Below are 13,482 nucleotides of genomic sequence, written 5' to 3'. Positions count from 1 at the left end.
GTAGGTTCCCGGCATGGAGATGTTCACCCCGGCGCTGAACTGGGGCAACGAGATCCTCGCGTCGTTGCTGTGGGTGGCCAAGGCCTGGGCCATCAGCGCGGTGGTGATGCTGGCAGTGCTGGCCGCGCTGGCCCGCATCACCACGTGGGGCCGCCAGTTCTGGCGGATCACCGGCGGGTATTTCACCGGGCGCCAGAGCGTCACGGTCTGGGCCCTGCTGGCGGTGCTGCTGCTGTCGGTGCTGGTGTCGGTGCGGATGGACGTGCTGTTCAGCTACTACGCCAACGACCAGTCCTCGGCCCTGCAGGTCGCGTTCGAGGGCGCGGGGGCCGGTGACGAGGCGGTCCGCAATTCCGGTATCGCCGGGTTCTGGCGTTCGATCGTCATCTTCGCCCTGTTGGTGGCCGCCGACATCACCCGCACGTTGCTCGATCTGTATCTCATGCAGTACTTCATCATTCGTTGGCGGGTGTGGCTCACCGACCATCTCACCGGCGACTGGTTCGGCGACCGGGCCTACTACCGCGCCCGGTTCCTGCCGTCGTTCGGCGGCGAGCCCGTCGACAACCCGGATCAGCGCATCCAGCAGGACATCGACGTGTTCACCACCGGTACCGGTCCCGAGACCAACACCCCGACCGTGGGCACGGCGCAGACCCTGATTTTCGGTTCGGTGAACTCGATCGTCTCGGTCGTGGCGTTCACCCCGATCCTGTGGAATCTCGCTGGGCCGCTGACGCTTTTCGGTGTCACGGTGCCCAAGGCGTTGTTCTGGATCGCGCTGTTGTGGGTGGCGGTGACGACCGTGGTGGCGTTCTGGATCGGCCGTCCCATCATCAGGCTCACCTTCCGCAACGAACTCACCAACGCCGCGTTCCGTTACGCGCTGGTGCGCATCCGCGACGCCGCCGAATCGGTGAGCTTCTACCGCGGTGAACACACCGAACGCAGCACGCTGGCACAGCGTTTCGCCCGGATCATCGCCAACTACCGCAGGCTGGTGCGCCGCGGCGTGGCGTTCCTCGGCTGGAACCGGTCGATCAGCCAGATCATCTCCCCGCTGCCATTGATGGTGCAGGCGCCGCGGTTGTTCGCCGGTGAGCTCAAGCTGGGCGATGTCATGCAGTCGGCGGGCGCATTCGGGTCGGTGCAGAGTTCGTTGAGTTTCTTCCGCGCGGTGTACGACGCGTTCGCCGGCTACCGCGCCGCGATCATCCGGCTCGACGGACTGGTGACCGCGAACGAAAAGGCAAGGACGCTACCGAGATTGGCGGCCGAGCCCAGCGTGGATGGCCTTGAGGTCGATGCCGTCGAGGTGCGCTCACCGACCGGCCTGCTGTTACTGGATCACCTCGACCTGCGGCTGGGCAGCGGTGAGGCGTTGCTCATCACGGGCCCGTCGGGGACGGGTAAGACCACGCTGCTGCGCAGCCTCGCCCAGCTGTGGCCGTTCGGCTCCGGCACCGTCCGGTTTCCCGACGAAGGCGACGTGATGTTCGTGTCCCAGTTGCCCTACGCCCCGCTCGGGGATCTGCGTGCGGTGGTCAGCTATCCGTCGGCCGCGGGCGCCTTCGCCGACGATGCGATCGCGGCCGCGCTGACCACAGTCTCGTTGGGGCACTTGACATCCCGACTGGACGAGGAGTCGGATTGGTCGAAGGTGCTCTCCCCCGGCGAACAGCAACGCATCGCGTTCGCCCGGGTCTTGCTGGCCGAGCCGCGGGCGGTGTTCCTCGATGAATCGACGTCAGCGCTCGACGCCGGTCAGGAGTTCGCGATGTACACCGCTCTGCGCACCCGGCTGCCCGACACGATCGTGGTCAGCGTCAGCCACCGCGACACCGTCGAACAGCACCACGACCGGCGCCTCGAACTGCTGGGCGCCGGCCGGTGGCAGCTCACCGAGCTGCGCACCCCTGCCTGATCAGCGGGCCGCCGCGTGCGCTCCGGCCCGGCGGCCGAAGAACGAACCCTCCCCCAGCTGGGTGCCGCTCGCGTAACCCTTGCCGTCGTGGGCGATGTTGCACGCGCAGGCGCCCGCGGCGTACAGCCCCGGGATGGCGCTGCCGTCCGCACGCAACACCTCGCCGTCGACGGAGACCGAGAGACCACCCATCGTGAAGCCCGAGTACATCGCGCGGCCCAACGACAGGTCGAATGCCGCCCACGGCGCCTTGTCCTGCACCGCAACGTATTCCGGTTGCTTGTGGAAGTCCGGGTCCTCGCCGTTGGCGGCGTTGGCGTTGTAGCGCTGCAGCGTTGCGGTGAGCTTGTCCTCGGGCAGCTCGAGAGCGGCCGCCATCTCGCCGATGGTCTCGTAGCCGTCGATGAACTTGATCAGTGGCAGCCCGGGCATTTCCATGTGCGCCTCGTCGACGATGAGATATGCCACCTGATCGGGCTGTTCGAGTACGAAGGCCGAGGTCCGGGAGTGATAGGAGTCTTCGGCCACGAACCGCTCGCCCTGGTTGTTGACGATGATGCCGGTGAGCAGGATCTCGGGCGGGTACGCGGCGGCCGTGATGAACAGCTCGTCCATGTTGAGCGCCACACCTCCCGCAGACACGCCCATCCGGATGCCCAGCCCGTCGTCGTTCGGGTTGCCCAGGATGTAGGGCGCCACCAGACCGTGATGTTTGGTACGGCGCGGCTGACCCAGGGCGGGCGTGTGCTCGGCGACCATCTCGGGGTTCATCGCGAATCCGCCGGCAGCGATGATCACCGACTTCGCCCTGACCACACCGGTTTCGGTGAAATGCTTCCATTTGACGCCGACGACGGCGCCGTCGTCCGCGACGACGAGGTTCGTGGCGCCGGTCTCGTAGCGGATCTCCACCCCGAGCTGCTCGGCACGCTTGAGCAGCAGCTCGATGACCATGGCGGCACCACCGACCTCGCCGGGGACAGGCACCGAGTGACCGCGCGGGGCCGGCTTGGCCTGCTCGATGAACGGCCATACTTTCTCGTTGCCGGTGTAGGACAAGCCCTCGGTGCCGGGCGGCACCACGATCTTGCCGGGATAGAAGCTGCGTTCGAACTGAAAGCCAAGTCCCTCAAGCCAATTGAAGTGCTCGACGCTGCCGTCGCAATACGCCCGAATCTTCTCCAGATCCGGCTGTTCGGACACCGCGACGAGGTACTTGTACATCTCCTCGGCGCTGTCGGCATGTCCGGTGGCCTCCTGCACTGCCGTGCCGCCACCGAGGTAGAAGTGCCCACCGGCCATTGAGGTGGTGCCACCGGCGCCGCCGGCCTTTTCCAGCACCAGCACCCGGGCCCCCGCGGCGGCGGCGCTGACCGCAGCGCAGCCGCCGGCGATGCCGAAACCGATCACCACGACATCGACCTCGTCGGCTGACGTGACCTCCGCGGCGTCGAGGACGTCGGGAATATCGGTCATTGTTGCTCCTTCTTCACATAATCGAAGAACGCCCGGATCTCGGGCGGGATGTAGGCGATTTCCAGGTAGGGCACGCCGGGGGCAGTGAGGTAGGCGAAGCGCATGCCGCCGGGCATGGTTCCGTGGCACACGGCCGGTGTGCCGTCGCGCTCGGCGTCACGCAGCCTGGCATCGAACGATGCGGCGTCGGGCTCTTCGACGCAGACATGATGCAGGCCCGGCCCATGGGCGTCGAGGAACTCGGTGTAGATGCTGTCGCCCCGGACCGGGGCGATGAGTTCGAGTTGCGTGTCACCGGCGTAACTCAGTGAGATGTCGGCGACGAAATCGGCGGGCCTGCCCCGGTAGGTGCAGGTGTCGGGCGCGAAGTGAACCGCGGGCATGCGAATCCACCGGCGCGCGCCCAACAGCGTGCTCAGTGCCGTCTCGGTGGCGTCCAGGTCGGCGGCGACCCACGCGATCTGGACAGGTGTCTGATTGAGCATGTTGCTCAGAGGATAGCGCCGCGCCGACGGCATGGCTAGAACGTGTTCTAGTTTTGTGGCTCTCCGAGATAGAACCCGCGGCAGCGGTCGGACGCCGCGCGCGCCCACTGCGAATCCAGCCCACCGTCCACCGCGGCCTGGCGCCAGCCTTCGGCAGCCTTGGTCACGAACTTCCTGCCATCCTCACTCATGGACCACTGCTCGAACCGCGCGGGGTCCACGCGCTCGCCGGTGCTCAGATGAATGGCCAGGCCGCACATGCCGAGCTCCCAGCCGATGCCGACCGCACCCGGACCGTACTGTTGCCAGATCGGATCGTCGGCGCGGGCGATATGCGCAAGTTCGAAACGGGACCGGTCCTCGCCGTCGTCGAACACCCGGACCTCGATCCAGCTGACCGCTCCGTTGAACTCCCAGGTCGCGGTGAACTCCCGCGGTGGGTCGCAGCTCAGCACCGTACCGCCGGCGTTGCCCTCCAACTGGTAGCGACCACCTATCTGCAGGTCGCCACTGACCGGCAGGAACCAGCGCGGGATGCGATCCGGGTTGGTCAGCGCATCCCAGAGGTCCGCGGCGTCGGTCGGATACGCCTGACCGATCGTCACGACGTGCGCCTCACCCGCCTCCAGTACGCGTCCACCCACGCTGCGACGCGTCCTGTTCATCTGATGGGTGACATCAATCATGTTGTATCCCTTCACTTCTCCGCTGCCGTTTGCCGCGTGCAATCTCGGTCGCCAACGCGTCCAGGTGCGGGGTCCAGAACCGCCTGAAGATGCCGAGCCACTGGTCGATATCCCGCAGCGGCGCGCTGTCCACCGAATACAGCCGACGTTGCCCGTCGGGGCGTACCGATGTGAAACCGTTGTCGCGCAGCACTTTCAGGTGCTGCGACACGGCGGGCTGACTGATCGCGAATTCGGCCTGGATGGTCGCGCCGATCGCACCGGCGGTCAACTCGCCGTCGGCGAGCAGTTCGAGTATCCGACGCCGCACGGGGTCCCCCAGGACGTCGAAGGCGTGCACACCGCCAATATAAAAGCCGTTACTTATATAAGTCAATGCTGCTATATCACCGGGCCAGTATCTCGACGAGCAACCCGATCTGAACCTCGAACGCCAAGCCCGGGTCCGTCAGGGTGTCGGCACCGTATTGTCCGAACACCTCCAGGCTCACCGCACCGACCAGCGCAGCCCACAGCAGGAAGCACTTCGCCAAGATGCTGTCGCCGCCGGGAAAGTCGAACTCCGCGCGCAGCCGGTCGAAATCCGCCGAGAGCGGTTGCCCCACAGCAACACCCGGGTCGGCCAACTCCCCCGCGGCCATCGCGGCAGCCACCACCGAGAAGAGCGCACCGACCACGCGCGTCCCGGGCCCGACGGTACGTTCGGCCGGTGCGTGATAGCCGGGCACCGGGCTGCCGTACAGCAGCGCCCAGCGCGCAGGCTGCTCGACCGCCCACTGGCGCACAGCCCGGGCCATCGCGACAACCCTCGCCTGCCAATCCAATTCGGCGGGCACACTGGCGACGGCCCGGTCCACGGCGTCGCCCAGTTCGGAGTACGCATCGATCACCAGCAAGGTCAGCAGGTCATCGCGGTTGGCGACGTACCGATAGACCGCCGAGGACACCATGCCGAGTTCACGTGCGATCGCCCGTAGCGACAGCCCGGCCGCCCCCTCGGTGACCAGGTGCCTGCGGCCGATCTCGACGATCGCGGCCTCGATGCGCTCGCGGCCTTCTTGACGCTTACCCACGACAGCAGTCTGACACAACCGAGATCACTGCTCTTGAATTTTCGCCGCCGCCGTGTCACGCTGTTAAGCGAGAGCGCCGCTCTCGTTTGGATCCCACAGGAGGCCCATCATGACCACGCGATACGACGCTCCGGGCCCGCTGGCCCGCGCCGGCAACGACCTGATCCGCCGGCTCGCCGAAGTCGGTGTCAGCATCGCCGGCACCACCGCGCTGCGCATCCGCGGCCGACGCACCGGGCAGATCCGATCGGTGGTGGTGAATCTGATGACGCTGGACGGCAAGAACTTTCTGGTGTCACCTCGCGGCGAGACCCAGTGGGTCCGCAACGCTCGAGCCGCCGGAGTGGTCGAGACCGGCCCGCGCTGGCGGCGTTCGACCCGACAGCTGTCCGAGGTGCCCGACGATGTCAAACCCGCGCTGCTACAGCACTACCTCGCGCGCTGGTACTGGGAGGTCAAGGGACACATGGGCGGGCTGACACCGCACTCGTCGGACGCCGAACTGAGGGCCGCGGCCCCATCTATCCCGGTTTTCGAACTACTCGACTAGTGCTGTGGCACAAGCCTATTGGTGACCGTCGACCTGGTTGGAGGCCTGCACCATGCCGCGGGCCTGGCCGCTGGCGTTCTGCCATGACACCGCAGCCGGGAACTGCCCCCACGTGCTGTTGAACACGCCGACGATGGCAGCCCGCCCGTCGGGCGTGATGACGTACACCGGGCCACCCGAGTCACCCTTCTGGCTGACCACGCCGTGGGCCATGGTGAACCACCCGTTGTTGACCGCCTCGACGGTTCCGCACGTCTCGCCGGTGATCACGCCGAAATGGCACACGGGCAGGCCCGGGGTGGCCACTGCGCCAGGGTCGTCGACGAGCATCCGGCCGCCCGGCAGGATGTTGTTGACCGCGACGTCACCGGCCAGCTGGATGGTCTCCCAGTCGGCGATCACGTGATCGGTGTCGATGGTCGCGCCGTCGGGCGTGTTGTCCTGGAAGGACATCTGCTGGCCGATGAAGTTGCCGTCCCGGTCACCGACGGCACCGCTGCCCCGGCAATGTCCCGCGGTGTACGCCACCCGGGCCACCGGATCGACGAACCCCAGCGTGCACACGTTGGTGTCCTGACGGATCTCCATGCCGGGGTAGACCAGCACTCCCGGAGTGGCAGAGGCAGGGGCCGACGCCACGGCCAGGGCCGCCATCGGCGTTGCCGCCGCGAGAAGGACCCGCGACACGAGCAACCACGGCTGGAGCACGTCGGTGCCTCCGATCTGGTCTGGTAACCGCCGAGTTTAGCGGCGAACGAAGACGGCCCGGACCGAATGGCCCGGGCCGTCTTTTTACGCAGGTCAGGGAATCGTCAGAACCTGGCCGGGATTGATCAGGTCAGGGTTCGGGATGCCACTGGCGTTGGCGATCTCCTGGTAGCGGTTGCCGTCGCCGTAGAAACGTTCGGCGATCGCCCACAGCGTGTCGCCGGGCTCCACCGTGTAGGTGCGCGGCTCGGGGGCCGGCGGCGGTGGCGGCGGCGCGGCAGGCTCGGGCTCGGGCGTGGGTGCCGGCTCTTCGACAGCGGCGGGCTCCACCACAGGCTCGGGCGCCGCGGCCTCCGGGGCCGGTGGCGGCGGCTCGGTGGTGTCGGTCTTCGACGACCAGGCCGGTCCGTCCGCCGCGTAGAGCACGAGGTTGCGGTCGTCCTGAAGAACGAGCTTCACGTCCTTCTTGCCCTTGGTGTCGGTGTGCCACACCGGCTTCTCGGATGTGTACAGCACGAAGTTGCCGTCGGTCTGCACCTCGGCGCGTTGCACGTCCTGGCCGTTGGTCTCCGTCGACCACACCGCTTGGTCGCGTGAGTACAGCACCAGGTTGCCGTCATCCTGCAGCGTCAACGTGTAGGCGCCGTTGTTGGAAGTGAGCGATCCCCCCTTCTCGAGCTTCTGCCCTTCGGTCAGTGTGTCTCCCACTCAGATCCCCTTACTCTCTGGACGGCCCACCGGATCGAGCCCGGCTCCGACCGAGCCTACTGATCTTGGTCTTGCTTGTGGGGCGTTATGCTCGGCGCAATTCAAAACGTCAGGCAAACTCCCCGTGACATCCTCGGCGGGCGCCCAGCCGGGCGGCCCGAACACGTAACCGAACCGGTCTCTCCAGCGGGTCGCCCGCCCTACGTCGCGCGCAATCGCGCCGTATTCGTGTGTCTGCAGCGTCCAGATGTTGAAGCTGTCCACCGGTTTGGTCAACCCGTAGTGCGGCCGGAACAGCTCAGGTTGGAACGTGCCGAACAGCCGGTCCCAGATGATCAGGATGCCTCCGTAGTTACGGTCGAGGTACTGCTGGTCACGGCCGTGGTGCACGCGGTGATGCGACGGCGTGTTGAAGATGTATTCGATTGGCCGCCAGAGCTTCTCGATCCGCTCGGTGTGCACCCAGAACTGATACACCAGGTTGATCGAGAAGCTCGCGAACACCAGCCAGGGCGGGACACCCAGCAGGGGCAGCGGGATCCACGCCACGATCTCGCCGCTGTTGTTCCACTTCTGCCGCAGAGCTGTCGCAAAGTTGAAGTACTCGCTCGAATGGTGGGACTGGTGTGTCGCCCAGATCAGGCGGACACGGTGTGCCACACGGTGATACGAGTAGAACAGCAGGTCGACGCCGACGATGGCGACCACCCAGGTGTACCAGCTGCCGGCGGGCAGGTGCCACGGTGCGACATAGCTGTACAACGCGGCATAGCCCAACAGCGCCAACAACTTCCAGCCCGCCGTGGTGGCGACGGACACCAGGCCCATCGAGATGCTCGCCCACGCGTCGCGCGTCTGATAGGCGCCTTCGGGCACCCGGTCGGCGCCCTCGACGGATTCGAGTTTGCGTGCCGCGGCCCATTCCAGGATCAACAACAGCAGGAAGAACGGCACCGCGAACAGTACCGGGTCCCGCATGGCCGGTGGCAACGCTTCCAGCAACGCCCGAATCGGCTCCATCGCACACCACTCCTAGCGGAAGTTGAGCACCTCGTCGCCCCAGGCCGTGCGCAGCTCACGGTCCAGATCGGCCACGGTCCGGTCCTGCTTGTCGATCAACAGCACGGCACGGTCGTCGCGGCGGTACGGTCGCCACACCGGCTCCCCGGGTGCCCCTTCGGGCGTCCCGGTCGTCGCAAAGGTGGTCCAGCGGCGACGCATGCGTTCCGATACCGCCCGGCCGTGCTTGAGCCCGCCCAGCTTGAACGTCGGGTCCTTGGGACCGGCGACGAGATTGCCCCACATGAAGGGCAGCTCGGTGGCGTGGGCCGCACCGAGCCGCAGCAGGCGCAGCATCGGGGTGGCGAAGTCGAACCGGTAGAAGTAGACGGGCGCCGCGGCGCTGTGTCCTTCGGCGAACCACAGTGAGGGCATCCGGAATCCGATGTCGCGGGCCACGCCCATGCCGCGCGCCTTGGTACGCAGCCCCGGGTACGCGGCGGCGATCTGGGCCTCTGACGGCAGCAGCAGCCCGGGTTGCTCGGCGGCGATGCCGTCGAACATCGCCCTGATCGCCTCGGGGGTGATCGGCATCAGCGGCGACTTCATCCACCGGAACAACGCGGCCTCGTGCTTGTTGGTCCCGATGATCAGCGGCACAGGGTGGGTGCGGCCTTCGCGGGCACAGTTCACCGGATAGTCCGGCACCACGTCCCCGTCGACGATCGGGGCGAACGCCAGCGTGCCCGGCGTCTGCTGCGGTACCGCGTTGAACACCCGCTGGGACGCCGACAGCACGGCCGACACGGGCAGCCGCGCGAGCTGCCCGGCATCGCCGGGGGCCACGCCCAGCTCATCGAGCACCTGGCGCGCGACGCGCCGGGATCGTTCGGCATCGTAGATCGAGGTGACCGGCGAACTCTGTGCGATGGCCGCGCCGAACAGACCCTCGGCCGCGGGGCTGGCCAGCAGTGTGGTGACGATGCCACCGCCTGCCGATTCCCCGAACAGCGTCACGCGGTCGGGGTCGCCGCCGAACGCGGCGATGTTGTCCCGCACCCAGCGCAGCGCGCACAGCACATCACGCAACCCTAGGTTGGTGTCGAAACGCATTGCGGGCGTGCTCAATTCGGACAGGTCGAGGAACCCGAAGGCACCCAGCCGGTAGTTGACGGTGACGACGACGACATCGCCCTCGGCGGCGAGCACCCGGCCCCGGTACAACGGCTGGCTGGCCGACCCGAGCACGTAGGCGCCGCCGTGCACCCACACCATCACGGGTTTACCGGCACCGGGTTCGGCGCCTGCGGGCGCCCAGACGTTGAGCCGCAGACTGTCCTCTGATTGCCGTGCACCGAGGTCGATCGGGATCCGCGGGTCGACGGGCTGCGGGCACACCGGCCCCACCACGGTGGCATCCTCGATGTCCTGCCACGACCGCGGCGGTTCCGGTGCGCGCCAACGCAGCTCGCCCACTGGCGCGGCGGCGTAACGAATTCCCCGCCACGCCTTGACCGTTCCGTCGTCGGTTCCGCGGACCGGTCCGTAGGTGGTGTCGACCACCGGGCCGTCGGCGACAACGGTGGGTTCGGACATGACTGACTCCTCGGTGACCCAACTTTCACGAACTCCCCCACGTTACGCAGACCCGCCGGTCACATCACCGATCAGCGGGTTTCTGACAAACATTCTCCGTGGTCGCAAACCTCGGCGATCCCGCGTGCCGGCCGTACCGTCACCGCCCATGAGCGTCGACACCGCCCCCATCACCACCACACCGACACCGGCTTCGGCCCAGGCCGCACTGGCCACCGCCGACGCACTGGCCACCGAACTCGCCGTCGACAGCGCCGAGCGGGAACGCTCCGGCGCGTCGCTGCTGCCGCAACTGCGCCGGGTCGCGGAATCAGGACTGCTCGGCATCGTGGTACCCGCCGAACACGGCGGCCCAGGGCTTTCCGCGTCGACCAAGGTCGAGGTGCTGCGCCGACTGTCCCGCGGCGACAGCGCCGTCGGGCAGCTCCTGCTGGCACATTTCGTTATCGCACAAGCGATCTCAGGTCTCGGCGGACAGGCTCCGGCGCCGCGCATCTACGCCGACATCCTGGCCGGCGCCCAACTGGGCAACGCCTCCGCCGAGCGTGGCACGGCCACCGCACTGGACCGGCACACCACGGTGACCCGGCGCGCCGACGGCAGCTGGCTGCTCAACGGCACCAAGTACTACGCCACCGGCACCTTGGGTGCCACCTGGATCGCCGTGGCTGCCGTCGTCGCAGACCGCGTCGGCGAGACCGCGACCGTGTTCGTCCGGCCCAATCAGGACGGTGTGACCCTCGATCTCGATCAGTGGTCCGCGTTCGGACAGCGCGGTACGGCCAGCGGCGAGGTCCGCCTGGTCGACGTCGTGGTCGAGGGCGACCTGGTCATCGAAGAGGGCGTGACACCCGACCCGCTCGACGCGCCACCCAGCGTGCTCGGCGCCTACGACCAGGCGCTGCACGCCGCGATCGACATCGGCATCGCCCGGGCCGCGCTCGAGGACGGCGCCGAATTCGTCCGCACCCGGTCCCGGCCGTGGAAAGAGGCGGCGCTGAGCGGGGTCCGCCGCGCCGACGAGGAACCACATGTGGTGCGCCGGTTCGGCGAACTCACCGCCCGGCTGTATGCGTTGGAGGCCCTGCTGGCCCACGGCAGCGCGGTGGTCGACGCCGGGCTGGCCGAGCCGGAGCTGTCCCGCGACACCGCAGCGCAGGCATCGCTGCAGGTGGCCGCCGCCAAGGCGCTGGCCCAGGAATACGCCGTCGAGATCGCAGGCGGCATCTTCGAACTGACCGGAACGTCGGGCACCGATTCGGCGGTCAACCTCGACCGGCACTGGCGCAACGTGCGCACCCACTCACTGCACGATCCGGCGCGTTGGAAGTACGTGCACCTGGGCAACCACACCCTGCGTGGCGCTCGGCCACCGCGGCTGGGGCTCGTCCTGTAGCGCACCGCCCTTTCGCTAGGTTGGTGCGGTGCGGAAGTGGGCGTTGCTGATCGCTGCGATCGCCACCGAAGTCGCGGCCACCCTGTCATTGCGCGCCTCCCAGGACCATGCGGCCTGGCTGGTCGTGGTGGTCATCGGCTATCTCGGTGCGTTCGTGCTGTTGACCCTGGTGCTGCGGGGAGGCATGGCGGTGGGCGTGGCGTACGGCATCTGGGGTGCCATGGGCACGGCATCGACAGCGGTGCTTGCCGCTGTGCTGTTCGGTGACGCGTTCACCTGGCCGATCGCGGCGGGCATCGGCCTGATCATCGCCGGGGTGCTGCTGGTCGAGCTGGGGTCACCCGCGGAGGATGCGCCGCAATGATGTGGATGGTGCTGACCTGCGCGATCCTGTGCGAAGTGTTGGCGACCCTGGCGCTGCGGGCCTCGGACGGTTTCCGGCGCAAGGCCTGGATCGTGCCGGTGACGCTCGGGTACGTGGTGTCCTTCACGCTGCTGTGGTTCGCGTTGTCGTTGGGCATTCCCGTCGGCATCGCCTACGGCATCTGGACCGCGTGCGGGGTGGCGCTGGTCGCGGTCGCGGCCCGGTTCCTGTTCCACGAGGCCCTGACGCCGGTGATGATGATCGGGATCGCGCTGATCGTGTCGGGTGTGTTCACGATCGAGCTGGCCGGGGTGGCGCACTGATCGCGTCACTCGATCCGTGAGTGCGTTCCAGCGCCCCCGCCAGTGCCATCACCAGCAGGCCGGCCACCGGTACGACGAGCAGCCCGACCCGTAGTCCGGCAGCGTCGGCGACGAAGCCGACCAGCAGGGGCGCGCCGAAGAAACCCACCCGCATCAGCCACGTCACCACCGTCAGGCCCGTACCGGGGCGCAGACCGGGCAATTGGTCGGCGCCGTGCATGGCCGCCGGAATCAAGGTGGCCACGCCGAGTCCCGCGGCGGCGAACCCGCCGACCGTGCCGAGCACGCTGGGGTACGCCAGCGCGGCGCCCATACCCGCGGCGGTGATCAGCCCACCGACGCGCACCACCGCACGTTGGCCGAACCGGTCCACCAGCCGGTCGCCGAACAGCCTGCCCACGAACATGAATCCGACCACCGCGATGTAGCCGAAGGTCGCGATGGCCGGGGGTGCGTGCAGGGTGTCCCGCAGATAGAGCGTGGCCCAGGAGCTTCCGGAATCCTCGACGGTGGCCCCGGCGATGGCGATCACCACCAGCGCCGCCAGGGTCAGATAGACGGTCCGGCGCGGCCGGGTGGTGGCCCGGGCGCCGGCAGCCGGATGATCTTCGTGGTCGGGCCCGGTGAGCAGGAAGCGATCGGCGACCAGCACCGTCGCGCAGACCAGCAGCGCGATCACGCCGAGGTGGGCACCGCGCGGCACTCCGAGGGCGATCACCGCGGCGCCGGTCAGGCCGCCGAGGATGGCGCCGACGGCCCACACCGCGTGGAACGAGTTGATGATGGACCGGCCGTAGGTGCGCTGTACCCGCAGGCCGTGTGCGTTCTGGGCCACGTCGGTGATCGCATCGCAGGCCCCGGCCAGGAACAGCGCCGCCGTGAGCACCACGGCGCTGCCGGTGATTGCGGCGACGACGACGAGCACGGCCAGCCCGATCGTGGCCACCACCGCGACCCTGGCCGACCGGTAGCGCCGGATGAGCAGGCCCGCGGTCAGGCCTGCGACCAGTGCACCGGCCGAGAACGCGGCGACGGCGGCACCGTAGGCGGCGTTGCTCAACTCCAGGTCGGACTTGATCTGCGGATAGTGCGGCACCAGATTGGCGAAGATCGCCCCGTTGGTGAGGAACAACGCCGCCACAGCCAGCCGAGCCCGCTGCAACACGGTCGAATCAAGCTGTCCCGAAACCACTT

At 67.9% G+C, this 13,482-nt stretch carries 15 protein-coding genes; 5 read left to right on the top strand and 10 right to left on the bottom strand.

The genetic code is table 11. The features are described 5' to 3' along the window. The first annotated feature begins 13 nt into the window (after positions 1-13). The gene (locus tag BTO20_RS15500) at positions 14-1,924 is read left to right on the top strand and encodes an ABC transporter ATP-binding protein/permease (protein ID WP_087077225.1); all 1,911 of its coding nucleotides are present in this window, start codon (positions 14-16) and stop codon (positions 1,922-1,924) included. On the opposite strand, the gene BTO20_RS15495 is transcribed toward BTO20_RS15500, so the two are convergent. From BTO20_RS15495 to BTO20_RS15475, 5 genes are read right to left on the bottom strand one after another with little or no spacing between them, the layout of a single operon-like run. After that, positions 1,925-3,400, bottom strand: a complete 1,476-nt coding sequence (locus BTO20_RS15495) for an FAD-binding protein (protein ID WP_087077222.1) — start codon at positions 3,398-3,400, stop codon at positions 1,925-1,927. Then, positions 3,397-3,885, bottom strand: a complete 489-nt coding sequence (locus BTO20_RS15490; RefSeq protein ID WP_087082137.1) for a VOC family protein — start codon at positions 3,883-3,885, stop codon at positions 3,397-3,399. Before BTO20_RS15490 ends, BTO20_RS15495 begins: the two co-directional genes overlap by 4 nt. 47 nt (positions 3,886-3,932) lie before the next feature. Then, positions 3,933-4,571 carry an SRPBCC family protein gene (locus tag BTO20_RS15485; protein WP_087077221.1) on the bottom strand — a complete coding sequence of 213 codons (639 nt, stop codon included), beginning with the start codon at positions 4,569-4,571 and terminating at the stop codon, positions 3,933-3,935. Continuing rightward, positions 4,564-4,911, bottom strand: a complete 348-nt coding sequence (locus BTO20_RS15480; RefSeq protein WP_087077219.1) for an ArsR/SmtB family transcription factor — start codon at positions 4,909-4,911, stop codon at positions 4,564-4,566. Before BTO20_RS15480 ends, BTO20_RS15485 begins: the two co-directional genes overlap by 8 nt. Positions 4,912-4,957: 46 nt before the next feature. Beyond that, positions 4,958-5,644: a TetR/AcrR family transcriptional regulator gene (locus tag BTO20_RS15475; RefSeq protein ID WP_087077217.1), complete on the bottom strand. Its 687-nt coding sequence runs from the start codon at positions 5,642-5,644 to the stop codon at positions 4,958-4,960. Between the two features lie 109 nt (positions 5,645-5,753). Here BTO20_RS15475 and BTO20_RS15470 point away from each other — a divergent pair, with 109 nt between their 5' ends. After that, on the top strand, positions 5,754-6,194 hold the full coding sequence (locus BTO20_RS15470; RefSeq protein WP_087077215.1) for a nitroreductase/quinone reductase family protein: 441 nt from the start codon (positions 5,754-5,756) through the stop codon (positions 6,192-6,194). A gap of 15 nt (positions 6,195-6,209) precedes the next feature. Here BTO20_RS15470 and BTO20_RS15465 read toward each other — a convergent pair whose 3' ends face one another. The 4 genes from BTO20_RS15465 to BTO20_RS15450 all read right to left on the bottom strand — a co-directional run bounded on the left by BTO20_RS15465 (position 6,210) and on the right by BTO20_RS15450 (position 10,205). Then, positions 6,210-6,848 carry an Rv1815 family serine proteinase gene (locus BTO20_RS15465; protein ID WP_087082135.1) on the bottom strand — a complete coding sequence of 213 codons (639 nt, stop codon included), beginning with the start codon at positions 6,846-6,848 and terminating at the stop codon, positions 6,210-6,212. A gap of 147 nt (positions 6,849-6,995) precedes the next feature. Next, positions 6,996-7,610 carry a LysM peptidoglycan-binding domain-containing protein gene (locus BTO20_RS15460; protein WP_087077213.1) on the bottom strand — a complete coding sequence of 205 codons (615 nt, stop codon included), beginning with the start codon at positions 7,608-7,610 and terminating at the stop codon, positions 6,996-6,998. Continuing rightward, complete coding sequence (locus BTO20_RS15455; RefSeq protein WP_087077212.1) at positions 7,611-8,630, bottom strand: sterol desaturase family protein; 1,020 nt, start codon at positions 8,628-8,630, stop codon at positions 7,611-7,613. It abuts the gene before it with no gap. A 12-nt stretch (positions 8,631-8,642) separates the two neighbouring features. Further along, entirely contained in the window at positions 8,643-10,205 is a 1,563-nt protein-coding gene (locus tag BTO20_RS15450; RefSeq protein WP_087077209.1) for a carboxylesterase/lipase family protein, read from the bottom strand. A gap of 148 nt (positions 10,206-10,353) precedes the next feature. Here BTO20_RS15450 and BTO20_RS15445 point away from each other — a divergent pair, with 148 nt between their 5' ends. From BTO20_RS15445 to BTO20_RS15435, 3 genes are read left to right on the top strand one after another with little or no spacing between them, the layout of a single operon-like run. Next, complete coding sequence (locus BTO20_RS15445; protein WP_157680223.1) at positions 10,354-11,601, top strand: acyl-CoA dehydrogenase family protein; 1,248 nt, start codon at positions 10,354-10,356, stop codon at positions 11,599-11,601. A gap of 28 nt (positions 11,602-11,629) precedes the next feature. Then, a complete protein-coding gene (locus BTO20_RS15440) occupies positions 11,630-11,965 on the top strand; it encodes a DMT family transporter (protein WP_087077207.1) in 336 nt (111 codons plus the stop codon). Next, on the top strand, positions 11,965-12,288 hold the full coding sequence (locus tag BTO20_RS15435) for a DMT family transporter (protein WP_198344522.1): 324 nt from the start codon (positions 11,965-11,967) through the stop codon (positions 12,286-12,288). The genes BTO20_RS15440 and BTO20_RS15435 overlap by 1 nt, the downstream gene beginning before the upstream one ends. Here BTO20_RS15435 and BTO20_RS15430 read toward each other — a convergent pair. Next, a complete protein-coding gene (locus BTO20_RS15430; protein WP_087077203.1) occupies positions 12,257-13,480 on the bottom strand; it encodes an MFS transporter in 1,224 nt (407 codons plus the stop codon). The genes BTO20_RS15435 and BTO20_RS15430 overlap by 32 nt on opposite strands. Positions 13,481-13,482: the final 2 nt, after the last annotated feature.

The organism is Mycobacterium dioxanotrophicus (assembly GCF_002157835.1).
Taxonomy (GTDB): domain Bacteria; phylum Actinomycetota; class Actinomycetes; order Mycobacteriales; family Mycobacteriaceae; genus Mycobacterium; species Mycobacterium dioxanotrophicus.
Note: the sequence above shows the minus strand (reverse complement) of the source record. Positions and strands in the feature narration are given on the sequence as shown.